General features: G+C 60.8%; 25 protein-coding genes. 15 read left to right on the plus strand and 10 right to left on the minus strand.

Annotation, left to right across the window (positions count from 1 at the left end; all coding sequences use genetic code 11):
* Positions 1-12: 12 nt before the first annotated feature.
* Complete coding sequence (locus tag AC2FJ6_RS09225) at positions 13-945, plus strand: 2-hydroxyacid dehydrogenase (RefSeq protein ID WP_496668874.1); 933 nt, start codon at positions 13-15, stop codon at positions 943-945.
* Here AC2FJ6_RS09225 and AC2FJ6_RS09230 read toward each other — a convergent pair.
* From AC2FJ6_RS09230 to AC2FJ6_RS09255, 6 genes are all read right to left on the minus strand, one after another.
* A complete protein-coding gene (locus AC2FJ6_RS09230) occupies positions 934-2,946 on the minus strand; it encodes a M3 family metallopeptidase (protein ID WP_496668876.1) in 2,013 nt (670 codons plus the stop codon). The genes AC2FJ6_RS09225 and AC2FJ6_RS09230 overlap by 12 nt on opposite strands.
* Positions 2,947-3,004: 58 nt before the next feature.
* Positions 3,005-4,042, minus strand: coding sequence for a HesA/MoeB/ThiF family protein (locus AC2FJ6_RS09235; RefSeq protein WP_170772454.1), 1,038 nt, complete (start codon positions 4,040-4,042; stop codon positions 3,005-3,007).
* The gene (gene dut, locus AC2FJ6_RS09240; RefSeq protein WP_170772456.1) at positions 4,042-4,497 is read right to left on the minus strand and encodes a dUTP diphosphatase; all 456 of its coding nucleotides are present in this window, start codon (positions 4,495-4,497) and stop codon (positions 4,042-4,044) included. Before dut ends, AC2FJ6_RS09235 begins: the two co-directional genes overlap by 1 nt.
* Before the next feature lie 15 nt (positions 4,498-4,512).
* Positions 4,513-5,709: a bifunctional phosphopantothenoylcysteine decarboxylase/phosphopantothenate--cysteine ligase CoaBC gene (coaBC, locus tag AC2FJ6_RS09245; protein WP_170772458.1), complete on the minus strand. Its 1,197-nt coding sequence runs from the start codon at positions 5,707-5,709 to the stop codon at positions 4,513-4,515.
* Between the two features lie 63 nt (positions 5,710-5,772).
* The gene (locus tag AC2FJ6_RS09250; protein ID WP_170772460.1) at positions 5,773-6,588 is read right to left on the minus strand and encodes a ChaN family lipoprotein; all 816 of its coding nucleotides are present in this window, start codon (positions 6,586-6,588) and stop codon (positions 5,773-5,775) included.
* A complete protein-coding gene (locus AC2FJ6_RS09255) occupies positions 6,585-7,463 on the minus strand; it encodes an RNA polymerase factor sigma-32 (protein WP_170772462.1) in 879 nt (292 codons plus the stop codon). Before AC2FJ6_RS09255 ends, AC2FJ6_RS09250 begins: the two co-directional genes overlap by 4 nt.
* Positions 7,464-7,563: 100 nt before the next feature.
* Between AC2FJ6_RS09255 and cobU the strand changes: the two genes are divergently transcribed.
* The 4 genes from cobU to AC2FJ6_RS09275 are packed head-to-tail and all read left to right on the plus strand — an operon-like array spanning position 7,564 to position 11,157.
* Positions 7,564-8,085, plus strand: coding sequence for a bifunctional adenosylcobinamide kinase/adenosylcobinamide-phosphate guanylyltransferase (cobU, locus tag AC2FJ6_RS09260; RefSeq protein ID WP_170772464.1), 522 nt, complete (start codon positions 7,564-7,566; stop codon positions 8,083-8,085).
* Positions 8,082-8,660, plus strand: a complete 579-nt coding sequence (locus tag AC2FJ6_RS09265) for a histidine phosphatase family protein (protein ID WP_170772466.1) — start codon at positions 8,082-8,084, stop codon at positions 8,658-8,660. Before cobU ends, AC2FJ6_RS09265 begins: the two co-directional genes overlap by 4 nt.
* A gap of 58 nt (positions 8,661-8,718) precedes the next feature.
* Positions 8,719-9,600 (plus strand): glutathione S-transferase, encoded by an 882-nt coding sequence (locus AC2FJ6_RS09270; RefSeq protein WP_170773054.1) that lies wholly within the window; start codon positions 8,719-8,721, stop codon positions 9,598-9,600.
* 45 nt (positions 9,601-9,645) lie between these two features.
* Positions 9,646-11,157 (plus strand): YifB family Mg chelatase-like AAA ATPase, encoded by a 1,512-nt coding sequence (locus AC2FJ6_RS09275; RefSeq protein WP_170772468.1) that lies wholly within the window; start codon positions 9,646-9,648, stop codon positions 11,155-11,157.
* Here AC2FJ6_RS09275 and gshB read toward each other — a convergent pair.
* The 3 genes from gshB to rsmI form a co-directional block, all read right to left on the minus strand.
* Positions 11,154-12,086: a glutathione synthase gene (gene gshB, locus AC2FJ6_RS09280; RefSeq protein WP_170772470.1), complete on the minus strand. Its 933-nt coding sequence runs from the start codon at positions 12,084-12,086 to the stop codon at positions 11,154-11,156. The two genes, AC2FJ6_RS09275 and gshB, sit on opposite strands and share 4 nt — an antisense overlap.
* Positions 12,087-12,147: 61 nt before the next feature.
* Positions 12,148-12,519 carry a YraN family protein gene (locus AC2FJ6_RS09285; protein ID WP_170772473.1) on the minus strand — a complete coding sequence of 124 codons (372 nt, stop codon included), beginning with the start codon at positions 12,517-12,519 and terminating at the stop codon, positions 12,148-12,150.
* Position 12,520: 1 nt separating this feature from the next.
* Entirely contained in the window at positions 12,521-13,378 is an 858-nt protein-coding gene (gene rsmI, locus AC2FJ6_RS09290; RefSeq protein WP_170772475.1) for a 16S rRNA (cytidine(1402)-2'-O)-methyltransferase, read from the minus strand.
* A gap of 88 nt (positions 13,379-13,466) precedes the next feature.
* Here rsmI and AC2FJ6_RS09295 point away from each other — a divergent pair, with 88 nt between their 5' ends.
* From AC2FJ6_RS09295 to murJ, 3 genes are read left to right on the plus strand one after another with little or no spacing between them, the layout of a single operon-like run.
* Positions 13,467-14,639, plus strand: coding sequence for a penicillin-binding protein activator (locus AC2FJ6_RS09295; protein WP_170772477.1), 1,173 nt, complete (start codon positions 13,467-13,469; stop codon positions 14,637-14,639).
* On the plus strand, positions 14,599-17,418 hold the full coding sequence (locus AC2FJ6_RS09300; RefSeq protein WP_496668879.1) for a [protein-PII] uridylyltransferase: 2,820 nt from the start codon (positions 14,599-14,601) through the stop codon (positions 17,416-17,418). Before AC2FJ6_RS09295 ends, AC2FJ6_RS09300 begins: the two co-directional genes overlap by 41 nt.
* Positions 17,415-18,956 carry a murein biosynthesis integral membrane protein MurJ gene (gene murJ / locus AC2FJ6_RS09305; protein ID WP_496668882.1) on the plus strand — a complete coding sequence of 514 codons (1,542 nt, stop codon included), beginning with the start codon at positions 17,415-17,417 and terminating at the stop codon, positions 18,954-18,956. Before AC2FJ6_RS09300 ends, murJ begins: the two co-directional genes overlap by 4 nt.
* Here murJ and AC2FJ6_RS09310 read toward each other — a convergent pair whose 3' ends face one another.
* Positions 18,957-19,643, minus strand: coding sequence for a rhomboid family intramembrane serine protease (locus AC2FJ6_RS09310; protein WP_496668884.1), 687 nt, complete (start codon positions 19,641-19,643; stop codon positions 18,957-18,959). It abuts the gene before it with no gap.
* An 86-nt stretch (positions 19,644-19,729) separates the two neighbouring features.
* On the opposite strand from AC2FJ6_RS09310, the gene trpS reads away from it, so the two are divergent.
* From trpS to AC2FJ6_RS09345, 7 genes are all read left to right on the plus strand, one after another.
* On the plus strand, positions 19,730-20,758 hold the full coding sequence (trpS, locus tag AC2FJ6_RS09315; RefSeq protein WP_170772485.1) for a tryptophan--tRNA ligase: 1,029 nt from the start codon (positions 19,730-19,732) through the stop codon (positions 20,756-20,758).
* A gap of 59 nt (positions 20,759-20,817) precedes the next feature.
* Complete coding sequence (locus tag AC2FJ6_RS09320; protein WP_170772487.1) at positions 20,818-21,681, plus strand: branched-chain amino acid aminotransferase; 864 nt, start codon at positions 20,818-20,820, stop codon at positions 21,679-21,681.
* Positions 21,682-21,741: 60 nt separating this feature from the next.
* Positions 21,742-22,197, plus strand: a complete 456-nt coding sequence (locus tag AC2FJ6_RS09325; protein WP_170772489.1) for a universal stress protein — start codon at positions 21,742-21,744, stop codon at positions 22,195-22,197.
* A gap of 9 nt (positions 22,198-22,206) precedes the next feature.
* Positions 22,207-22,800 carry a 2-hydroxychromene-2-carboxylate isomerase gene (locus tag AC2FJ6_RS09330; RefSeq protein WP_170772491.1) on the plus strand — a complete coding sequence of 198 codons (594 nt, stop codon included), beginning with the start codon at positions 22,207-22,209 and terminating at the stop codon, positions 22,798-22,800.
* Between the two features lie 69 nt (positions 22,801-22,869).
* Positions 22,870-23,433: a NifU family protein gene (locus tag AC2FJ6_RS09335; protein WP_170772492.1), complete on the plus strand. Its 564-nt coding sequence runs from the start codon at positions 22,870-22,872 to the stop codon at positions 23,431-23,433.
* On the plus strand, positions 23,423-24,010 hold the full coding sequence (gene tsaB / locus AC2FJ6_RS09340; protein ID WP_170772494.1) for a tRNA (adenosine(37)-N6)-threonylcarbamoyltransferase complex dimerization subunit type 1 TsaB: 588 nt from the start codon (positions 23,423-23,425) through the stop codon (positions 24,008-24,010). Before AC2FJ6_RS09335 ends, tsaB begins: the two co-directional genes overlap by 11 nt.
* Positions 24,007-24,420 carry a GNAT family N-acetyltransferase gene (locus tag AC2FJ6_RS09345; protein ID WP_170784863.1) on the plus strand — a complete coding sequence of 138 codons (414 nt, stop codon included), beginning with the start codon at positions 24,007-24,009 and terminating at the stop codon, positions 24,418-24,420. The genes tsaB and AC2FJ6_RS09345 overlap by 4 nt, the downstream gene beginning before the upstream one ends.
* Positions 24,421-24,460: the final 40 nt, after the last annotated feature.

Consider the following 24,460-nt stretch of genomic DNA (forward strand, 5'->3'; position numbering starts at 1 on the left):
GAAAGGCCCCCGATGCCCGTGAAAGTCCTGTTTTCCGCGCGCCCCGAATTGTGGCCCGTGTATGAACCCCTCTTGTCAGACGGCTTGACCAATGCGGGGGTGGATGCGGCAATCGGAACGCAGATGGACCCGGATCAGGTCGATTACGTGGTCTATGCGCCAAACGGTGGGCTATTGGACTTCACGCCGTATTCGCGGCTGAAGGCCGTGCTCAGCCTGTGGGCCGGGGTCGAAAGCATCGCAGATAACGCGACCCTAACCGTTCCCCTCGCTAGAATGGTGGATTTCGGCCTGACGCAAGGCATGACCGAATGGGTGGTCGGCCACGTGCTGCGATACCATCTTGGAATGGACCGCCATATCACTGTTCAGGACGGCACATGGACACCCGAGGCCCCACCGCTGGCCCCTGAACGCACCGTCTGCATACTGGGCCTTGGCATGTTGGGCGAGGCATCCGCGCGGGCACTTGCTGTATTGGGTTTCAACGTCACGGGCTGGAGTCGGTCGCCCAAGGACATCCCCGGTGTCACCTGCCTGCACGGCGAAGACGGGCTACGCGCGGCGCTGACCACAGCTGAAATCGTCGTTCTGCTGCTGCCCGACACACCGGCGACCGAGAACCTGTTGAACGCGGAAACACTCGCCCTGCTGCCTAAGGGCGCATGTCTGATCAATCCGGGCCGAGGCCCTCTCATCGACGACAGCGCCCTGCTGGATGCGCTGAACGCCGGACAAATCGGCCACGCCACGTTGGACGTGTTCCGGGTTGAACCCTTGCCAATCGACCACCCTTATTGGGCGCATCCGAACGTGACGGTCACGCCGCATATCGCCTCGGAAACGCGGCCAGTGACAGCCGCGCAGGTGATCGTTGAAAACATTCGACGCGGTGAGGCGGGTGAACCCTACCTGCACCTCGTCGACCGCGCTTTAGGCTACTAGCCCGCGCCCTTTCAGCAACGCCTCGACCCCCGGCAACCGGCCCCGGAAGGCCAGATACAGGTCTTCGGCCTCGCGGGAGCCACCGGTGGACAGGATGTTTTCCTCCAGCGCCTTGGCGCGGGCGGGGTCAAATGCGCCTCCAGCCTCTTCAAAGGCGGCGAAGGCGTCGGCGTCCATGACCTCGGACCACATATAGCTGTAATAGCCCGAGCTATAGCCGTCGCCGGCAAACACATGCGCGAAATGCGGGGTGGCGTGGCGCATTCCGATGGCCGGGGGCATTCCCAGACCCTCCAGCACCTTTGCCTGTTTCGCCATCGGATCGACGGGGGCCGCACCGTCGTGGAATTCCAGATCAACCAGCGCCGAGGCGACATATTCGACCGTCTGAAACCCCTGATCGAAATTGGCGGCCTTCAGCACCTTGTCCAGCATGTCTTGCGGCATCGGCGCGCCAGTATCGGCATGGGTGGCGAACTCGGCCAGAACTTCGGGCACTTCCAACCAGTGTTCGTAAAGCTGGCTGGGCAGTTCCACGAAATCGCGCGCCACTGATGTGCCCGAGATGCTTTCATAAGTCACATCTGACAGCATCTGATGCAGCGCATGGCCGAATTCATGAAACAGTGTCCGCGCATCATCATAAGACAGCAGTGCCGGATCGCCCTTGGCGAAGTTGCAGACATTGATCACGACCGGAGCTTGCACCGTAGGAAACTTGGCCTGCGACCGCAACGCGCTGCACCACGCGCCGGATCGCTTGGAACCCCGCGCGAAGTAATCCCCGATGAACACCGCGATATGCTGACCGTTGCGCGTGACCTCCCACGCGCGGCAATCGGGGTGGTAGAGCGGTACGTCCAGCGGCGCGAACTCCAACCCGAACAGGCGGCTGGCGCAGGCAAAGGCGGCCTCGATCATCCGGTCCAGCTGCAAGTAGGGTTTCAGCGCGGCCTCATCCAGATCATGCTCGGCCTTGCGGCGTTTCTCGGCATAATAGCGCCAGTCCCACGCGGCCAGTGGGCCATTGACCCCATCCGCCTGCATCAACTGCGTCAGGGTCTCGGCATCCGCATCCGCGCGGGCCTTGGCGGGCTCCCACACTTGCATCAGCAAGTCGCGCACCTTGTCCGGCGTGCGGGCCATCTCGGTTTCCAGCTTGTAGGTGGCGAAATTGTCATAGCCTAGCAGCTTGGCCCGTTCTTCACGCAGGGCGAGGATTTCGGCGGCGATCTCGCGGTTGTCTGTCTCGCCACCGTTGGCGCCACGCGCGGTCCAGGCCTTATACGCCACCTCGCGCAGATCGCGACGGGGCGAGAATTGCAAGAACGGAACGATGATCGACCGCGACAAGGTCACAACCGGGCCGTCTGCGCCCTTTTCCTGCCCGGCGGCGCGGGCCGCATCGACTACGAAATCGGGCAGACCGTCCAGATCATCCTCGGACAGGGGCATGAACCACGCGCGCTCATCCGCCAGCAGGTTCTGGGTGAAGGATGTACCCAGCGAGGCCAGCCGCGCCTTGATTTTCTGCATCCGCGCGTCTGCATCCCCGGTCAGGGCCGCGCCCGCGCGCACAAAGCCCCGATGGGTCAGCATCAGAACCCGCGCCTGTTCGTCGGTCAGGTTCAGATCATCCTTTCGGTCCCATAGGTCGGCCACCCGCTGAAACAGCGCTTTGTTAGAGGAAATGCCCGAGAAATGCGCCGCCAGCTTGGGCGAGAAGTCACGCTGCAGCTCTTCACGCGCCGGGTTGCTGTCGGCCCCGGCCACGGTAAAAAAGACGGACAGGACCTTGTCCAACTGCTCACCCGCGGCCTCAAGCGCCTCGACCGTGTTGGCAAAGCTCGGCGCGTCGGGGTCGCCTGAAATCGCGTCGATCTGCGCGTTGTGGGCCTGTAGGGCGGCGTCCAATGCGGGGGCGAAATCGGTGTCGGCAATCGTGTCGAAGGGCGCGATTTCAAACGGTGTGGTCCAGTCGGACAGGATCGGGTTGGTCATGAAACTCTCCTTTGAGCACAACCTAGGAACACGAGGTGGAATGATCCAGTGCGCGCGCTCACTTACCGCAAATCGGACAATCGGCGCGGCGTGAAAGGGTGATCTTGCGGCTTTCCCCATAAAGCGCGTCATAGATCAGCATCTCACCGCGCAGAGCCTGCCCAGCCCCGGTGATCACCTTTATCGCCTCCACCGCCATCATCGAGCCCACAACGCCGGGCAGAGGGCCAATCACGCCAGCCTCGGCGCAGGAAGGCGCCAGCCCTGGGGCCGGAGCCTCTGGGAATATACACTGATAGCAAGGGGCATCATGGGCGGGATCAAAGACGCTCAGCTGCCCTTCCCATTGCGACAGAGCACCCGAGATCAGCGGCTTGCCCAGCGCAACCGCCGTGCGGTTGGCCAGATAGCGAGTGTCGAAATTGTCAGTGCCATCGAGGATCAGATCGAAATCGGCAAACAAATCCTGCGCGATCTCATCAGTCAGACGGCGGTGGTAAGGCAGCACGATCACATTAGGGTTTTGCGCCTGCATGGCCTGCTGCGCCGAGAAAACCTTGGGCATCCCGATATCCGCGTCGCGGTGTATGACCTGACGTTGCAGATTGGCATTTTCGACCTCGTCATCGTCGATAACACCGATGGTCCCAACCCCGGCGGCAGCCAGATATTGCAGCGCTGGCGCGCCCAGCCCCCCGGCACCGATAACCAGCACACGGGCCTGTTTCATCTTTTTCTGACCCGGCCCACCCAGTTCCCGCAACACGATATGGCGGGCATAACGTTCCAGCTCGGTTTCAGAGAATTGGTCGGATGGCATGGCGGACTCCTTCGTGGCGGGCGTCGCGCGGTTGCGTAACGCTTTCAGCACCCTTCCATAAACCAGAACCAGAACCGCGAAACCAGCCAGGATCAGCCACATCGCCGCAGAGCCGCCAGTCGCCTGACGCAAGGGGTGCCCGTCCGGTAGAACCAGCTGCGCCGTGATCACGCCCAACAGCAACACCCCGACGGATGTCATCCGCGCGGTGCGCGACACGCCAGCCAGATAGCCAACGCCCCACAGCCCGGCAGCCAGAATGAAAACCAACAGCATCAGCCGCGCCCGGTCGAGCCGAACCCACCCGCGCCGCGTTCGGTGTCGCTGAGCGTATCGGCCGTTTCGAACGTGGCCTGCACGACCGGGGCCACGACAAGCTGCGCAATACGTTCGCCGTGGGTGATCTCGAACACCTCCTGCCCGGCATTCAGCACGATCACACCCAGCGGGCCGCGATAATCGCTGTCGATCGTACCCGGCGTGTTGGGTAGCGTGATCCCATGTTTCAACGCCAGCCCGGACCTTGGACGCACCTGCACCTCATAGCCATTCGGGATTTCGATCCGCAGGCCGGTGGGAACCAAGGCGCGCTGTCCGGGGTTCAGCGTTATCGACGCTCCATCCGGTAGGTTGGCTCGAACATCCGCGCCCGCCGCACCAGTGGTTTCGTAGGACGGCAACGGTACTGAGGGGTCAGAGCCGTCCTCGCGGATCACGCGAATTGCAACCATCTTGTTTCCTTTCCCTCACGCGGTCAGCGCGTCGGCGATCTTGCGCGCCAACCGCTCGGCCACAGCGTCCTTGCTCATACGTGGCCATTCTTCGGCCCCTGCGTCCGAAATCAACGTGACCGTATTCTCGGACCCGCCCATGATGCCGGTGGCGGGACTGACATCATTGGCCACAATCCAGTCGCACCCCTTACGCGCGCGCTTCGCGGTGGCGTGTTCGATCACACTATCGGTCTCGGCGGCGAAGCCCACGACCAGCGCGGGGCGACCCGTTTCCAGATGCGAGACGCGTTTCAGAATGTCGGGGTTTTCCGCAAATTCCAGCGCGGGCAGGCCGTCGCGGGTTTTCTTCAGCTTCCGGTCCGAGGCGCTGGCCACCCGCCAATCCGCCACAGCCGCCGCAAACACGCCCGCATCCACGGGCAAGGCGGCGTCCACCGCATCCGACATCTGTTGCGCGGTCTCGACCGCAACCACCTGTACGCCTTGGGGCGGAGCCACATCCGCCGGGCCGGTGACAAACACCACCTCGGCCCCCAGCGCGGCGAGCGCCCTCGCCACCGCCGTTCCTTGCGCGCCCGAGGACCGGTTGGCGATATAGCGCACCGGATCGATAGGTTCATGGGTGGGGCCCGAAGTGACCAGAATACGCTTGCCCTGCAAGGGGCCGCCGCCCAGATGCGCCTCGACCGCAGCAACGATTTCAAGCGGCTCGGACATACGACCGGGGCCGTACTCGCCACAGGCCATGTCGCCCTCGTTCGGGCCAACAAAGCGGACACCATCCGCCTGCAGTTGCGTCAGATTGCGCTGCGTCGCGGGGTGATCCCACATCCGCACATTCATCGCAGGGGCACACAGAACTGGCGTGTCGGTCGCCATCAGCAGGGTCGAGGCCATGTCGTTGGCCAGCCCGCTGGACATTTTGCCCATCAGATCGGCAGTGGCCGGGGCAACCACTACAAGATCGGCAGAGCGGGAGAGTTGGATATGGCCCATCTCGGCCTCATCGGTCAGATCGAAAAGATCGCGATAGACCTTCTCTCCGGCCAAGGCAGACACGGACAAAGGGGTCACGAATTCCTCAGCCGCGCGGGTCAGAACCGGGGTTACGGCCGCGCCGCGTTCGCGCAGGCGGCGGATGAGATCCAGCGATTTATAGGCTGCGATGCCTCCGCCGATGATCAGCAGAATTCGTTTCGATGCCAGCATGTTCAGCCCTTCCCGTCCCGGTCGGCCCTGACATTAGGCAAGCAGGCCAGACAGTTCCAGCGGTTAATTCTGCGTCTGGAATGCCAGACAGGGATCTTCGCGTTCGACCGAAGGGCTGTCGATCACCGCGTCAAACTCGCCTGAGATCGCGCCATCCTCGGACTGCCCCAACACAAAGACTTTCAAACCAGGGCGCAGCCGGGACGTGAACGTCGGAATCCCGCGATCCTTGCGGGCATGCCCATTGCCGGTGATCACAGCAATCGGCCCGCCTGTTTCGTCATCGGCACGCAAGATCGAACGCGTCAGAACCGCGTCGCGCAAACGTTGGATGGCCACCATCTGAGGCAGCGCCTCTTGCGGGAGCGCATCGCAATGCGCCGCCAGTTGATCTGCCTCGCGTTCAGCCTGATCCGCAGCCGAAAGAGGCACGGTCAGCCCATAGCGCGCCGCATCCGCGCCCAGCGCCGTGGCAGCACCCCGTTCCATTGCAGCGCGCGCCGCCGCACGGGGAACCATCGCCCCATAGACCGGCGCATCGGTAGCCTGAAAGACCGGGTAATACATGCTGAGGGACGGCCACCCCATCTCGGCCCATTTCAGGATACGGTCCAATTCCTCGGGGTTGGTCGCAGCTTTCTGAGCCAGCCGTTGCGCGCCCTCTTCGGTGACCATTTCCCAGACCACGGCCGAGGGGTTGATGATCTCCAACGCCTCTTTTTGGACTATGTGATGCTGTGGGTTGTCGTGGATTTCACCCAAAATCACTACATCCGCCGCGCGCATTGCGTCGGCAACATCATCAGGAATCAGTCCATCGGCCCGGCCTACACCGGCTGTAACTACAAGCGCGCACAGCAGAATCGCAAACTGTCTCATGCGATGAAGTGTTGCACCTCGCGCGATTGCGCTTCAAGGTTCTTGCGCATTTTGACGAAAGCGGCGGCTTCTAGCTGACGCACACGCTCTTTCGACAGACCCAATTCCTGACCCAGACTTTCCAATGTCCGCGCCGGTTCCCGCAATTTGCGTTCGCGCACGATGAACTGCTCACGATCGTTCAGGGATCGCATGGCAGTTACCAGCCATTCACGCAACTGCGCGGTGTCATGGCTGTTCTCGACGGTTTCGGCGGCCTGCTCGCGCTCATCCTCCAGCGCGTCAATCCACTCGCGCCCATCCTCATCCGCAGATTGCACCGCATTCAGCGAAAAATCTGATCCAGACAAACGACCTTCCATCATTTCGACATCACGAAGAGGAACACCGATTTCGGTAGCGATCATCTGATGAAGCTGGTGCCTGTCCAATTCCATTCCTTCAGTCGCGGCTTCACGTTCCAAACGAGCCTGCACTCGGCGCATATTGAAAAACAGCGACTTCTGCGACGATGTCGACCCGGTGCGCACCATCGACCAGTTGCGCATCACATAGTCCTGAATGCTGGCTTTGATCCACCAGACCGCATAGGTCGAGAACCGCACACCCCGGTCCGGGTCGAATTTGTCGGCGGCTTTCATCAGGCCCAAACCGGCCTCTTGAATCAAGTCATTCATCGGCGCGCCATAGCGTTTGAACTTGGCCGCCATAGAGATCGCCAGCCGCATATATGCGGTGATCAACCGATGCAGCGCCTTTTCATCGCGGTGGTCACGCCACGCATAGGCCAATTTCAATTCGGTCTCCGCGTCCAGCAATTCGGCCTTCATTGCCTGCCGTGACATCGAAAAATCGTTTGCGTTATCCAGTGCCATGGAAACCTCCCCTTTTCGCAGGCGCACCCCGGCCTTGCCTTGCCGACCTATGGTCGATACGCAGAACGAAACCGGGTGGATCACATGGAAGGTAAGAATAGTGTATCCGGATTTAACCTTTGTGATAGGCGGAGCTGCCTCGGGCAAGTCTGCATTTGCAGAACAACTTACTGTTTCAACAGAAAAAAGCCGCATTTATCTGGCGACATCACAAGTGTTTGATGACGAGATGCACAAAAAGGTGAAGCGGCATGTCGCCCAGCGCGGCGATGGCTGGACCACCATTGAGGCCCCGCTGGACCTGCGCCCGTCGCTGGCCACGCTGGACAAAAGCCAAGTTTGCCTGATCGACTGCGCCAGCATGTGGCTGACCAATCACCTACTGGCTGACAACGATCTGGATCAGGTGCAGGCGGACCTTTTGGATGCTCTGGCCGGATGTCGGGCCCCGGTCATCGTCGTCTCGAACGAGGTGGGCCAGGGCATTGTCCCCGACAACGCCCTTTCCCGCAGGTTCCGCGAGGCGCAGGGAAGGCTGAACATCGCGCTGGCGGCGCAGGCCGATCTGGTGGTGCAGGTCACGGTGGGCCTGCCCTTGGTTTTGAAAGGGCAGCTTCCATGACCCGGCTGCACCTTGTCCGCCATGGGCCGACCCATGCAAAAACCATGGTCGGCTGGTCCGACCTGCCCGCTGACCTCAGCGACACAGTGGCGCTCCAGCGCTTGCATGACCATCTGCCGTCTGATGCGGTTGTGATCTCGTCCGACCTGTCCCGCGCCGCCGATACGGCTTCGGCCATTCAGGGGACACGCACCCGCCTGCCCCACCACCCCGACCTGCGCGAGATCAATTTCGGCACTTGGGAGCTGCGTGGGTTCCGAGAGATTGAGGCCGAAGACCCCGACCTCGCCTTTGCTTATTGGGACAATCCCGGCGACGTGCGCCCCCCGGATGGCGAAAGCTGGAACGAGGTGCGCGCACGGGTGGATGCCGTGATCGACCGGCTGATGGCCGATCATACAGGGCACGATCTGGTCGTGGTGGTGCATTTCGGCGTGATCTTGACGCAGGTGCAGCGCGCGCTGGACGTGACCGCGCAAGAGGCGTTCAGCCACAAGATCGACAACCTCTCGGTCACGGAACTGACTCATCACGGGGATCGCTGGTCGGTCGGGCGGATCAATCACCTGGCGTGATGCACCTGCGCACAATTCACTGATTTACCGCCGCGTCATGCCGCGCCATTCTGTCCACATGACTTATGATCTGTTTATCGGGGACCGCCTGTTTTCCAGCTGGTCCATGCGCGGCTGGCTGATGCTAGAACGGTTCGGCCTGCCTTACAAAGCCCATATGATCGGCCTCTATTCCGGCACCATGGCCGAGGATATGAAGCCACTCGCCCCCGCCCGTCTGGTGCCCGCCTTACGCCTGCCCGACGGGACGGTGGTGGGCGAAAGCCTCGCCATGGCCGAAACGCTGGCCGAACGCCACCCCGAGGCCCGATTGCGGCCTGCAGATCCAGCCGCCCGCGCCACCGCGCGCTGGTTATGCGCCGAGTTGGTGGCCGGGTTCACCGCCTTGCGCGGCGAATGCCCGATGCAGTTGCACCATTGCTGGACTGGGTTTGAACCATCGGCCGATACACTGCGTGACCTTGATCGGATCGAGACCCTTTGGGCGCATGCTCGCAGCGTATCCGGGGCGGTCAGCGGCCCACTGTTTGGGGACTATTCCCTTGCGGATGTGTTCTACACACCCGTGGCCGCGCGGATTATCGGCTATGGCCTGCCCGTTTCGGACGCAAACCGAACCTATTGCCTTGAAATGCTGTCTGACCTGTCCGTCCGCCAATGGCGCGCGATGGGATTGACTGTGTCCTATGACCCCTTCCCCTACGCACTGGGATTGGCAACACAACCCTGGCCAGTCGGCTCGCCCGTAGCCCGCGTTGTGGACGCAGGCCCCTCGGTCAACGCCATCTGCCCCTATTCCGGCGACACTGTGACGGATTTCCTTGAATTGGATGGCCGCATTTGGGGCTTCTGCAACCCGTTCTGCCGTGACAAAACCGCCGCAGATCCGGGCGCGTGGCCGAAATTCTCTGCCATGGTCGCAGGCGTTAACGATTCCTAAACCGCCTGCGTGCCAGCAACGACCTGTTAACCAAAAAGGTCGTTCATGGTCGCCCGCTCTCACACCGTCGCTTTCCAAGGAGTCGAGGCCCGCCCGGTCGAGGTGCAATGCGCCGTCTCGCCGGGCCTGCCCGCTTTTTCCATCGTCGGCCTGCCCGACAAGGCCGTGTCCGAGGCCCGCGACCGCGTGCGCAGCGCGCTCAGTTCCATGGCCATCGCGCTGCCGTCGAAACGCATCACCATCAACCTTTCGCCCGCCGACCTGCCGAAAGAGGGCAGCCATTTCGACCTGCCCATCGCCGTCGCGCTGCTGTCTGCATTGGAAATAATCCCTCCCGATGCTGCCGAAGACGCGGTTTCGCTGGGTGAGCTGTCATTGGACGGATCGCTCGTACCCGTCGTCGGCGCCCTGCCCGCCGCCATGACCGCCGCCGCCGAAGATCGCGCACTGCTGTGTCCCAAGGCCTCCAGCGCCGAGGCTGCTTGGGTCGATGCTACACAGGTTATCGGGGCCACATCACTAGGCGATGTGGTGCGGCACTTCTCGGGTCAGGCACCCTTGTCGGCAGCCCAACCCGGCGAGGTCAGCCTTGCGCCCAGCGCGCGCGACCTGCGCGATGTGAAAGGGCAAGAGCGGGCCAAACGCGCGTTAGAGATCGCCGCTGCCGGGCGGCATCACCTGATCATGATCGGCACACCTGGGTCGGGCAAATCGATGCTGGCCGCGCGTCTGCCGGGAATTCTGCCGCCTCTGACCCCATCCGAGGCACTGGAAACCTCTATGATCCAGTCGCTCTGCGGATTGCTTGACGAAGGCGGGATCAGCCGCACCCGCCCATTCCGAGAACCGCATCACACCGCCTCGATGGCTGCGATTGTCGGCGGTGGTCGAGGCGCGAAACCCGGTGAGATTTCCTTGGCTCATAACGGGGTTCTGTTCATGGACGAATTCCCTGAATTTCCACGCACCGTTCTAGAAACCCTGCGCCAACCGATTGAAACGGGCGAGGTCATGGTGGCCCGCGCCAATGCCCATGTGAAATACCCCTGCCGCTTCATGCTGGTGGCCGCCGCCAACCCCTGCAAATGCGGCTACCTAACCGACCCTGCCCGCGCCTGTTCCCGCGCGCCGGTCTGTGGCGAGGATTATCTGGGCCGCATCTCTGGCCCGCTGATGGATCGGTTCGACTTGCGGATCGAGGTGCCTCCGGTCGGGTTCACCGATTTGGACCTGCCGCCTTCTGGGGACAGCTCCGCCACCGTTGCCGCACGGGTCGAAGCCGCACGCGCCGTGCAGGCTGAGCGGTTCGAGGGCATGGAGCCCCGCCAGAACGCGGATATGGAGGGCAAGCTGCTGGAAGAGATCGCCGCACCCGACGCCGAAGGCAAAGAGCTGTTACTGAAAGCCGCGGAACGGTTCGGCCTGTCGGCGCGCGCCTATCACCGCATCCTGCGGGTCGCGCGCACCATTGCCGATCTTGAGGGCGCGCGGGATATCCGCCGCCCCCATGTGGCCGAGGCGCTGAGCTTTCGTATCAGCGCCCGGGCGGCGTCTTAAACCTTGGCTTCAATCGCCTGCCAGATTTTTTCAGCGATGTTGACACCGTCGAACCGTTCCAGCTCCTGAATGCCGGTGGGCGAGGTCACGTTGATCTCGGTCAGGTAATCTCCGATCACGTCGATGCCGACGAAAATCTGGCCTTTTTCCTTCAGCAAAGGACCAATGGCGGCGCAAATCTCCAAATCCCGGTCGGACAGGCCAATCTTTTCAGGGCGACCGCCCACATGCATGTTCGACCGCGTCTCGCCCTTGGCTGGCACGCGATTGATTGCGCCAACCGGCTCACCATCCACAAGGATCACACGTTTGTCGCCGTTGCTTACATCGGGCAGGAACTTCTGAACAATCAGCGGCTCGCGCGAGAAACCGGTGAACAACTCATGCAACGAAGTCAGGTTGCGGTCGTTGGCATCCAGCCGGAACACGCCCGCACCACCATTGCCATAAAGCGGCTTGAGAATGATATCGCCATGCTTTTCCTTGAAAGCTTTGATTGTCTGCAGATCGCGCGCAATCGTTGTCGGTGGCGTCAGATCGGGGAAATCCAGCACCAGCAGCTTTTCGGGGTAATTGCGTACCCAGAACGGATCATTGACCACCAGCGCCTTGCCCTTCAAACGGTCTAACAAATGCGTCGAGGTGATGTAGTGCATATCGAACGGTGGATCCTGCCGCAGCCAGACCACATCGAAATCGGCCAGATCAACCTCACGCTCAGGCCCCAGTTCAGCCGGGTTTCCTGCCACACGCTGCACCGTCATGTCATGGCCGCGTGCTTTTATGCGCCCTTCCTGATACGCCAACTGATCCGGTCCGTAGAAAAACAGCGAATGCCCACGTGCCTGCGCCTCTTCGGCCAGTCGGAATGAGCTGTCTGCATTGATATCCACGGCCCCGATTGGGTCCATCTGAAAGGCGATTTTCATGGCGTGTCCCTCAGTTTCACGCCAGATACATGGCCCAGCGAGCCCGAGGGTTCAATGGGGGTCAGGCTTGCCCAAAGGCGTTTTCAACGATTTTGACTGCGCCAGTTGCATCCACCAGCGCTGCGTCAAAGCGCACATTCGTCAGTTGTCCTGCGGGTTCATTTTCCAAAAACTGTGAAGCAGAGGCGCAGATCCGTTTCATCTGACGCTGGCTGATCCGTGCCGCAGCTCGGTCAAAACTGCTGCTTTTCTTAACTTCAATGAACACAAGGCAGTCACCATCCCGCGCGATCAGGTCAATCTCCCCTCCGGCCCCGCGCCAGCGGCGATGTGCGATGGAATAGCCGCGACGTTCATAGTCCGTAGCCACCTGCAATTCAGCGGATTGGCCTGCCTGATAAGAAACTGAACTTCGAATAGCGCGTGCGGACATGTCATCTCTTTCCCAACTTCAGAGCCTTTTGATAGATCGGGCGACGTGGCAGTTTGAACATATCCGACACCAGATCTGCCGCATCCCGAACCGAATGGGTTTCCAAGGCTTCCTTCAAAGCCTGTTCTACGTCCAATTCGTTAACAGATTCCGAATGCCCGCGATCCACAAGCAGGACAATTTCGCCTTTGACAGTCTGTCCGCTTAAATCAGCGGCCAACTCGGCCAGAGTTCCGCGTTTCACTTCCTCGAATTTCTTGGTCAGTTCCCGGCACATTGCCGCTTGTCTTGTGTCACCCAATACTTCGGCCAAGTCCGACAGGCAGGCCGCAACGCGCTTGGGTGATTCGTAGAAGATCAGTGTGCCCGGCACATCGCGCAGCACCTCGATCCTTGACTTTCGCGCGTTCGACGTGTTGGGCAGGAATCCAGCGAAAAAGAAGGCATCCGTGGGCAGGCCAGCAAGCGTCAGCGCCATCAAAGCCGCCGAGGGACCTGGGGCGCAGGTGACGGTGTGCCCCGCTTCGGCCGCCTGGCGGCCAAGGTCATAGCCCGGATCGGCAATCAAAGGCATCCCGGCTTCGGACGCGTAGGCCACCGAGCTGCCATCCGCCAGAGCTTGCAGAATTTTCTGTCGCGCGCCAGCGCCGCTGTGATCGTGATAGGCCAGAATACGACGGCCTTCCAGCGGAACACCGTGTATCTCCATCAACCGGCGCAGGCTGCGGGTGTCTTCAGCCGCGATCACATCTGCCGAGGCCAACACGTCCAGTGCCCTGAGCGTAATGTCGCGCGCCGTGCCGATCGGAGTGGCAACAAAATACAGGCCCGAGCCCAATCTAACTTTTTGGTGATTCAAAGCTGGACCCTCACAGCGTGACGTTTATTATCGCGGCCTAACAGAATGGCGGAGCATCAAGCCGCTGGGACAGGGAGTTTTCTTTTAGATGTTTAGCGTTTGCAAGCCCGTTCGCAAACTGGCGAAATCCGCCATCGCATTGGCAACCGCGGCGCTTTTGACCGCCTGCGTCCCCGGCGGAACCGGTGGTGGCCCCTCGATCAACACGTCCAAACCTGTTCCCGTGGCCCTGCTGGTTCCAGCAGGTTCAGCGAATTCGGGTGACGCAGCGCTGGCCCGTAGCCTGGAAAACGCGGCCCGCCTGGCCATGGCGGACTTGCAGAATGTGCAAATTGATCTGAGGGTCTATGACACGCAAGGCAACTCGGGCACAGCCTCGGCTGCGGCGCAACGTGCGGTGGCCGAGGGGGCCAAAATCATCCTGGGACCGGTTTATGCGCAGGCCGCAAACTCGGCCGGTTTGGCGGTTTTGAACAACAACGTCAATGTCCTGTCCTTCTCGAACAATACAAGCATCGCAGGTGGCAATGTCTTTGTTCTGGGTCCGACTTTTGACAACACGGCCAACAGGCTGGTCAATTTCGCTGGATCGCAAGGCAAGAACGGAATGGTCATCGTACATTCCAACGATGCCGCAGGCCAGTTGGGCCAATCCGCAATTGCCCGCGCGCTGAGCACCAGCCGGGTGAACAATGCGGGCACGGTCGGCTATGACCGGTCGCAACAGGGTGTGATCAACTCGGTGCCGACGATCAAGGCAACCGTCGATGCCGCAGGCGCGGATTCGATCATCCTGACAGCGACCACAGCGGGGGCTCTGCCGCTGCTGTCCCAGCTTTTACCCGAAGCAGGCGTGTCGCCGGCCATAACGCAATATATTGGCCTGACCCGCTGGGACATCCCGGCACAAACACTAGAGCTGCCGGGTGTGCAGGGGGGCTGGTTCGCATTGCCCGACCCTGCCAAGGCGCAAGCCTACCGCCAACGTTATAACAACACCTATGGCGAAGCGCCTCATCCGATCAGCGGGTTGGCCTATGACGGTATTGCCGCGATCGGCGCTCTGGTCAGTCAGGGAAAAGCAGACGCGCTGACGGCTTCGGCCCTGACCCAGAATGCCGGTTTCCAAGGTGTCGGCGGCATCTTCCGCCTGCGCCCCGATGGCACCAATGAACGCGGTCTGGCAGTCGCCACGATCCAGAATAAACAGGTAGTAGTGATTGACCCTGCCCCACAAAGCTTCTCTGGCGCCGGTTTCTGATCGACCGGCCCTGACGCTGACCCCCAAGGGTGAGCTGATTTGCCCGGCCGAAGATATTTTCGACAGTGCCGCCGTCATGGCCGATCTGTCGGAGGCCTTTGAAAACACCGCAGATAACAGCGCGCGGCGATCCGAGACTGTGCGCGTCCTGCGTGCCGCGCAAAAGGCTGGGCGTCAGGCCATTGCCGACGCGTTTGCCCAGCGCCCGTTCGACGCGCGCCCTTTAACCCATTCCTACACCTATCTGACCGATGGGCTGGTCTGTACGGCGATGCAGGTGGCCAGCCAGGATCTGCACCCTCTGGCGACGCCAACGCAGGGCGAAAGGATCGCGGTTCTGGCGGTGGGCGGCTATGGCCGGGGTGAAATGGCCCCGTCCTCGGATGTCGATCTGCTGTTTCTGACCCCCTACAAGATCACCGCCTGGGCCGAGAGTGTGATCGAATCCATGCTGTATATCCTGTGGGATCTGCGGCTGAAGGTGGGGCATTCCTCGCGCACGATCAAGGACTGCCTGCGGCTGGGGGCCGAGGATTTCACCATCCGCACGGCGATGCTGGAACAGCGCTATTTGGCTGGTGAAACGACACTGTCAGATGAACTGAACACCCGCTTGCGGGATGAGCTGTTCATAGGCAGCGAACGGGCCTTTATCGAAGCCAAACTGCAAGAACGCGACGCCCGCCACAAGAAGCAGGGCCAGCGTTATATGGTCGAGCCCAATGTCAAAGAGGGCAAAGGCGGTCTACGTGATCTGCAATCGCTCTATTGGATCGCCAAGTATATTTATGGCGTGCAGGACGTGGCCGAACTAGTGCCGCTTGGCCTGTTCACACCGGATGAGTTTAACACATTCGTGCAGGCCGAAGATTTCCTGTGGGCCGTGCGCTCGCACCTGCATCTGGTCACTGGGCGCGCAACTGAACAACTGACCTTTGATATGCAGGTCGAGGTGGCCGAGCGCATGGGATACGAGGATCGCGCCGGTCGCCGGGCGGTCGAGGTATTCATGCAGCGCTATTTCCGCGAAGCAACGAAGGTGGGTGAGCTGACCCGTATCTTCCTGACCAAGCTGGAAGCCACCCATATGAAGGGCGCCCCTCTGCTTGAAAGGATCTTCCGCCGTCGTCCACGGGTCAAACCGGGCTACAAGGTGGTACATGGGCGTCTGGACGTGGCGGATGCCGACAAGTTTCTGGCCGACAAGCTGAACCTGCTGCGCCTGTTCGAAGAAGGGTTGCGCACGGGGATGTTGATCCACCCCGATGCAATGCGGCTGGTCAGCGCCAATCTGAAGCTGATCGACGACGACATGCGCGAGGACAAGGAAGCCCAGCGCATCTTTCTTGATCTGATGTTGAAACACGGCAACCCCGAACGGGCCTTGCGCCGGATGAACGAGCTGGGGGTCCTGTCGGCCTTTATCCCGGAATTCGAGCACATCGTCGCGATGATGCAGTTCAACATGTATCACAGCTACACGGTAGACGAGCACACCATCCAGTGCATCGTGAACCTCGCCCAGATCGAAAGGGGTGAACTGGTCGAGTCACTGCCGCTGGCCTCTTCGATCCTGAAAGAGGGGGTGAACCGCAAGGTTCTGTATGTCGCCCTGCTGATCCACGATATTGCCAAGGGACGGCCCGAAGATCACTCGATCCTCGGCGCACAGATGGCCCGCAAAATTGCACCTCGGCTTGGGTTGAACAAGGCTGATGCGAAAACGGTCGAATGGCTGGTGCGCTATCACTTGCTGATGTCCGACATGGCGCAGAAGCGCGATATTTCCGACCCGCGCACAGTGCGCGACTTTGCCAAGGCGGTGAAAACGGTCAAGCGGTTAGACCTGCTGACTGTCTTGACGGTCTGTGACATCCGCGGCGTCGGCCCGGATACCTGGAACAACTGGAAGGCCACCCTGCTGCGCGCCCTGCACGCGGAAACCAAACGCGCGCTGGAGACCGGGATGGAAGACCTCAACCGTGCCAATCGCGGGGCTGAGGCGAAAAAGACCCTGCGCGCCGAATTGGCCGATTGGTCCAAAGCTGACCTGAAAACCGAGACCGGGCGGCATTACGACCCGTATTGGCAGGGCCTGAACCTCTCGACCCATGTGGAATTCGCCGAGATGCTGCAAGCGCTTGACCGCAGCGGCGACGCGGGCGCGATGGAAATCCGCCTGCAACCGGATGAAGATCGCGATGCCACTCGCGCCTGTTTCGCCATGGGCGATCATCCGGGTATTTTCGCACGGATTGCCGGGGCTCTGGCACTGGTTGGGGCAAACGTGGTCGATGCTCGAAGCTATACGACCAAGGATGGCTACGTGGCGGACGCGTTCTGGATCCAAGACGCAGATGGCAGCCCGTTCGAAGCCAGTCGCCTGCCACGCCTGACGCAGATGATCCACAAAACGCTGAAGGGCGAAGTTGTGGCGCGCGACGCGCTGAAATCTCGTGACAAAATCAAGAAACGCGAACGCGCCTTTAACGTGCCGACACATATCATCTTCGACAATGACGGGTCTGAAATCTATACGATTATCGAGGTCGATACCCGCGACCGCCCCGGTCTGCTCTATGATCTGGCGCGCACGCTGGCCGCAGCGAATGTCTATGTCGCCAACGCGGTGATCGCGACCTATGGCGAGCAGGTGGTGGACACGTTCTATGTCAAGGATATGTTCGGGCTGAAATACCACTCCGAAAGCAAGCAGCGTGGGCTTGAGGCCAAGCTGCGCAAAGCCATCACCGAGGGCGCCGAGCGCGCGGAATCATGAAGCAGATCCGGCTGTTCTCGGGCCTGTTCACGGTCGGGTTCTGGACCCTGGCCAGTCGGATATTGGGGTTTCTGCGGGAAATCCTGCTGACGGCTTTTATCGGGCCGGGCCCGGTGATGGACGCCTTCGTGGCCGCCTTCCGCCTGCCCAACATGTTCCGCCGCTTCTTTGCCGAAGGTGCGTTCAACGCGGCCTTCGTGCCGATGTTTTCCAAACGGCTGGAAGGGGACGAGAACGCCGAAGGATTCGCACAGGATGCCTTCAACCTGCTGGCCGTGGCCGTTTTAGCGCTGGTTGGGCTGGCGATGGTGTTCATGCCCGCACTGGTCTGGATAACCGCCGAAGGGTTCTATGGCGACGACCGGTTCGATCTGGCCGTGGATTATGGTTACGTAGTTTTCCCCTACATCCTGTTCATGTCACTGGCAGCACTGTTTTCGGGCGTTCTGAACGCCACGGGCCGCTTTGCGGCCGCTGCCGCAGCGCCCGTTCTGCTGAACATCTTTGCCTGCACCGCCATGATCGCCGGAGCCCTGTCGGGCGGCGAAGTCATCCGCTGGCTGATCGCCATCATCCCCTTGGCCGGTGTGGCGCAGCTTGCGCTGGTCTGGGTCGCGACCGAGCGCGCGGGTATCCGCATCCGCCCCGGCCTGCCGAAACTCAGCCCCGAGATGAAGCGAATGGTCCGCATCGCCGTCCCCGCCGCGCTGGCGATGGGGGTGACGCAGGTCAATCTGGTGGTGGGGCAGCTTGTGGCCTCAAAAACCGAAAACGCGGTCAGTTGGTTGTTTGCCGCGGACCGGCTGTATCAACTGCCCTTGGGTGTGGTGGGCATCGCCGTTGGAATCGTGTTGCTGCCTGACCTGTCCCGCCGCCTGCGTGCGGGTGACAAAGACGGTGCCCGCAACGCCTTTTCCCGCGCCGGAGAGTTCACGCTGCTGCTGACCCTTCCATCAACCGTGGCCTTTGTGATCATGCCGATCCCTCTGGTCTCGGTCCTGTTCGAGCGTGGCCAATTCACCGCCGAGGATACCGCCGCCACCGCGCTGGCCGTGGCGATCTATGGTATCGGCCTGCCTGCTTTCATGCTGCAAAAGCTGCTGCAACCGCTGTTCTTCGCGCGCGAGGACACAAAATCTCCGTTCCGCTATGCGGTTGTGGCGATGGTGGTGAATGCGGGGCTGGCCTTTGGGCTTTATCCGCTGCTGGGCTGGATTGCGCCTGCGATTGCGGCCTCGGTCGCCGGGTGGGCCATGGTCGGACTGCTGGCGCTGGGCGCTCGTCGCATGGGCGAGGAGGCGCGCTTTGATGACCGGTTCAAACGCCGGGCATGGCGGATCGTGGCCGCATCGCTTGGGATGGGCGTTGGCCTTTTTGCCGCGCTTTCCCTGTTCGGGTGGGCATTTCACCTGCCAGGCTGGCGTTATGTGGCACTGTTGGCCCTCATCATCGGTGCGGCAGCGTTGTATTTTGTGCTGGGCCACCTTCTGCGCGCCTTTGAAATCACCGAGTTCAAAAAGGCACTGCGGCGGTCCTGATCAATCGCGGCGGATACCCCCAATGATCCTTGTCCAACCGCCGGGACCAACCACAAATGACAGAGCAAAGCCTGTAGCGAACCCGCCCAGATCCGCCACCCAATCCAGCGTTCCGCCAAAAAGCAGGCCAAACACAAGTTGGATGCCCATCAGAACCGCGATCAGACTGAACGCGCGCGACTGGTTCTCACCGACGAGCGACAGCTTGCGCCACAAGATCCACGTGAACGCGCCGATCAGGCCGTAGACCGGAGGGAACCCTCCCACCAAGGGATAGCGCGGGTCCAAGAGCAGTGCATAGACCAGCGCACCGCCAATGCCCGAGACAACAAAGATCACAAGCATCGCAACACTGCCAAAAACCTCGGCCACCATCTTGCCCATGGCCAGAACAAAAACACAGACAAAGACCGCCTGCGTGAAATTGGCCGAGACAAACGGGTAAGTCACAAAGCGGATCAGGTGTTCAGACGGCCAGCGCCCGTTTTTCATCATCCAATCGAAAATGTCCGGCGAAAACGCGTAGTGCTGCAAGGCATCCAGCCGCCAACCAATCGCTCCTGGCCCGCCGACCAAACCACGCGCGCCCAGCATGAAGATCACCTCGATCCCGAAAATGAACAAGACCAGCGCCACCACCACGGGCGGCAAAGGGTTCACGGCGGGTGTATAATGCTCACTGCTCATTGGGCTGGCCTTTCGCGGCTGTTGACGTCCCTTTGCCTCATGGGTAAGCGACGGGGGCTGATTTTTCCAGACGGGAGTTCCCTTCGATGACCGACACCCAGTTCACACCGCGCGTGTTTTCCGGCATCCAGCCGTCGGGGAACCTGCACCTTGGCAACTACCTGGGTGCGCTCAAGCGGTTCGTGGATATGCAGGGCGACGATTTTGAGACCATCTATTGCATGGTCGATCTGCACGCGATCACCGTCTGGCAGGACCCCGCCCGCCTGCGCGAAAAGACCCGCGAGGTTTGCGCAGGCTTTATCGCTGCTGGCCTGGACCCGGAAAAATCCATCCTGTTCAATCAAAGCCAAGTGCCCGAGCACACGCAACTGGCCTGGATTTTCAACTGTATCGCCCGGATGGGTTGGATGCAGCGGATGACGCAGTTCAAGGATAAGGCCGGCAAGAATGCGCAGAATGCCTCACTGGGTCTGTTTGCCTATCCGGCGCTGATGGCGGCGGATATTCTGACCTATCACGCGACGCATGTGCCAGTGGGTGAGGATCAGAAACAGCATCTGGAACTGACCCGCGACATCGCCATCAAGTTCAACCATGACTATGGCGTAGAGTTCTTCCCTGTCACCGAACCCGTCATCGGCGGCCCTGCCCCACGCGTGATGAACCTGCGGGACGGGTCGCGCAAGATGTCGTCCTCGGACCCTTCGGATATGACGCGAATCAACATGACCGATGACGCCGACACGATTGCCAAGAAAATCCGCAAGGCCAAGACCGACCCCGATGCTCTGCCATCGGAAGTGGATGGCCTGTCCGAACGTCCCGAGGCGCGCAATCTGGTGAATATATACGCCGCGCTCAGCGACCAGACTGCCGAGCAGGTTCTGACCGAGGTTGGCGGCAAGCAGTTTGGCGAGTTCAAACCGATGTTGGCAGAGTTGGCCGTGTCGAAACTTGGCCCGATCTCGTCCGAAATGGCCCGCCTGATGGGCGAAGAGGCCGAGATTGATCGAATTCTGGCCAATGGGGCAGAAAAGGCGCGCGCTGTTGCCGCCCCGATCCTACAGCAAACTTACGAAATCGTGGGCATGGTTGGCGCAAAACAGGGCTGATTGCTCTGGACGTTGCCGCAGCGTCTTCCTAGGTTTGCCGCAAAGCTTGGGAGGGCGTCATGGCAGTCGGCAAGAATATTCGCACCTATTTCGAAGGTCAGTGGCATGACGGGGATGCGCCCATCATGCGGGCAGCCGATCACGGCGCTTGGCTGGGGTCGTCCGTCTTCGATGGAGCCCGCTATTTCGACGGTCTGGTCCCCGATCTTGAGGCGCACTGTGCCCGCGTGAACCGCTCAGCCGAGGCTTTGATGCTGACGCCGTTTGTGACCACCGAGCAGATGGCCGAGATCATCCGCGAAGGGCTGGAAAGTTATGCGCCGGACGCAGCGGTTTATATCCGTCCGATGTATTGGGGCATCGACGGCGACCGCACGGCGATCGTGCCGCTGGAGAACAGTACGGGCTTCGCGATTTGTCTGGAAGAGATTCCAATGGCGCCCGAATCTGCGTCGGTGACACTGGGCTATACGCGCTTCCGTCGCCCGGTTCTGGAGTCGGCGGTTGTGAACGCCAAGGCAGGCTGTCTCTACCCCAACAACGCGCGAATGTTGCAAGAGGTTCGGTCCAACGGTTTCTCAAACGCGCTGGTCGCGGATGCGTTGGGACATGTGGCTGAAACCGCGACCGCCAACATCTTTATGGTCCGGGATGGCGAGGTGCTTACCCCCACCCCGAACGGCACCTTTCTGGCCGGAATCACCCGCGCGCGCCATATCGAAAACCTGCGTGCAGACGGTGTGACCGTGCACGAAGCGATCCTGAGTTTCGAGGATTTCCACAAAGCTGATGAGGTCTTCATGACCGGCAACATGAGCAAAATCACCCCGGTCACGGCGCTGCAGGATACGCAATATCAGGTCGGGCCTATCGCCCGCCGTGCGCGCGAGTTGTATTGGGATTGGGCTGCCAGCACGCGATAGGCTTCGGTTGCCAGCGCGCATCAGGTCGGGCATGATCGCCCGAAATGAATGAGGACACCCATGCGTAAGTTCCTGGTGGTTTTGGATGACAGCCGCGAATGTCTGAACGCAATGCGTTTTGCAGCTATGCGCGCGGCGCATACGGGCGGTGGCGTGACGATCCTGTCGGTCATTCCCCCCGATGAGTTCAACCACTGGATCGGCGTGGCCGAAGTGATGCGTGAAGAAGCCCGTGAACGTATCCACGCCCATTACGAGGTTTTTGCCAAGTGGATGCGTGACAAACAGGGCGTCGACCCCGAATTGGCCATTCGCGAAGGCGACCCCGTGCCGCAGATCATCGAACACGTGCAATCCGACCCCGAGATTGGCGTACTCGTTCTGGGTGCAGGTGTCGAAAAGAAAGGGCCCGGCCCGCTGGTCACGCAACTGACCAAGAACTCGGGCAGCCTGCCAATTCCGATCACTATCGTTCCGGGTGACCTGAGCAAGGAAAAGCTGGAAGCGATTACCTAAGGGTCAACCATGACGCGCAGCATTCAGTTCTGGTTCGAGTTCGCCTCAACCTATTCCTACCTCAGCGCGATGCGGATCGAAGACGCCGCAGGTCGCCATGGCGTTAAGGTCGATTGGCAACCCTTTCTGCTGGGGCCGATCTTTGCTGCGCAAGGTTGGAACGACTCGCCTTTCAACCTCTATCCCGCCAAAGGTGACTACATGTGGCGTGATATGGAACGGCTGACAACGCAACGCGGGCTGCCGTTCCAGCGTCCCTGCGTGTTTCCTCAGAACGGTTTGAAAGCAGCGCGGTTGACACTGGCGATCAAGGATGCGGCCCCAAAGGCCAAGTTTGTGCGGGCGGTCTATTCCGCAGAGTTTGCGGACGGTCAGAATATCGCCGACGATGACGTACTTGCCGGTTGCTTGAGCGCGGTTGGGTTGTCTGCGGGTTTCATAGACCAAGCACAGGACCCGGCGATCAAGGCGGCCCTGATCGAACAGTCCAAAACCGCGCAGGCCAAGGGGCTGTTCGGTGCGCCCAGCTTTCTGGTTGGGGATGAGTTGTTCTGGGGCGATGACCGTCTGGACGATGCGATAAAGTTGGCGACTGAAATTTAGAATCGTTCCAAATCTTGACTTCCCGCGCGTGGACCCGCATATCAGGGACAACTGAAACGGAGCCGCGCCATGTTCATCCAGACCGAATCCACGCCGAACCCAGCCACCCTGAAATTCCTGCCCGGCCAGACCGTGCTGGAGGCTGGAACTGCAGACTTTCCATCGGCAGACGCGGCAGAGAAATCACCTCTGGCCAACCGGATTTTCACCGTCAGCGGTGTGACTGGCGTGTTCTTTGGCAATGATTTCGTGACCGTCACCAAATCGGAAGACGTGCAGTGGGACCATATCAAACCAGCTATCCTTGGCGCGGTGATGGAGCACTACCAATCCGGCCAGCCGGTCATGGCCGCGGATGCAACGACGGAGTCGGGCCACGCAGAACATACCGGCGAAGACGCCGAGGTGGTCAACCAGATCAAGGACCTGCTGGACAGTCGTGTGCGCCCTGCAGTGGCTCAGGATGGTGGTGATATCACCTTCCACGGATTTGACCGCGGCGTTGTCTATCTGCACATGCAGGGGGCCTGCGCGAACTGCCCGTCCTCGACCCTGACACTGAAAATGGGGATCGAGAACCTGCTGCGTCACTACATCCCCGAAGTGACCGAGGTACGCCCTGTTGCCGTCTGATCCGATCATTCTGGCGTTTGACACATCGGCCGCGCATTGCGCGGCCGCTTTGTTAGGCGGGGACCAGTTCGTCGCAACCCGCGTTGAACAGATGACACGTGGCCAGGCCGAACGTCTGATGCCCCTGCTTGAGGAACTGCTGGCCGAGGCAGACTGCACATGGCAGGATCTGTCGGCCATCGGCGTCGGCATCGGCCCGGGCAATTTCACTGGCATCCGCATATCGGTATCCGCCGCACGTGGCCTTGCATTGGGCTTGGGCATCCCTGCGGTCGGAGTCTCGGGGTTCGATGCGCTTGCCGATGGCGCAGAAGACGCGGTTCCCGCCATTCGCGCGCCCCGCGATCAGGTCTATGTTGCGCCTGCTGGTCACTCGCCCGCTCTAATCCCGCTTGATCGGGCAGAATCACTCGGCGCGCTGGTCTTCAATGACGACGCTGAATTGCAGGTCCGTGGCATCGCGCATGTGACCCGACAGAGATGGCAGAGCAATGACGGCCCTCCGGCCCCGCTGTATGTGCGGGCCGCAGACGCCGCTCCGTCCAAGGACCTGCCTCCGGTCCTGCTGGACGAATGACCCCCCGCGCCTTGGCCAGCATCCACGCGGCGGCCTTCACGCAGTCGCGACCGTGGACCGAGGCCGAATTCAACGACCTTTTGCAGAATCACTTTACCCATGTGGTTGGAAACGAACACTCTTTCGCACTGATTCAGGTCATCGCAGACGAGGCCGAACTGCTGACAATAGCGACCCGCCCTCAAATGCAGCGTCAGGGATTGGCACGGACGCGGATGGAAGAATGGCACGCTTTGGCTAAAACTTTGGGCGCGACGCGAGCTTTTCTGGAAGTGGCGCAAGACAATGCTGCGGCAATTTCCCTGTATGAAACCTGCGGCTATCGCCCCTGCGGATTGCGACGGGGCTACTATGTGCGCGAAAACAATCAGAAAATTGACGCCGTTGTGATGGAATGTGACTTGACCTGAACGACGTATCAAATTTTTTTCGACCAGTTGGTCAAAAATC

The organism is Ruegeria sp. CDSA089 (genome assembly GCF_059612205.1).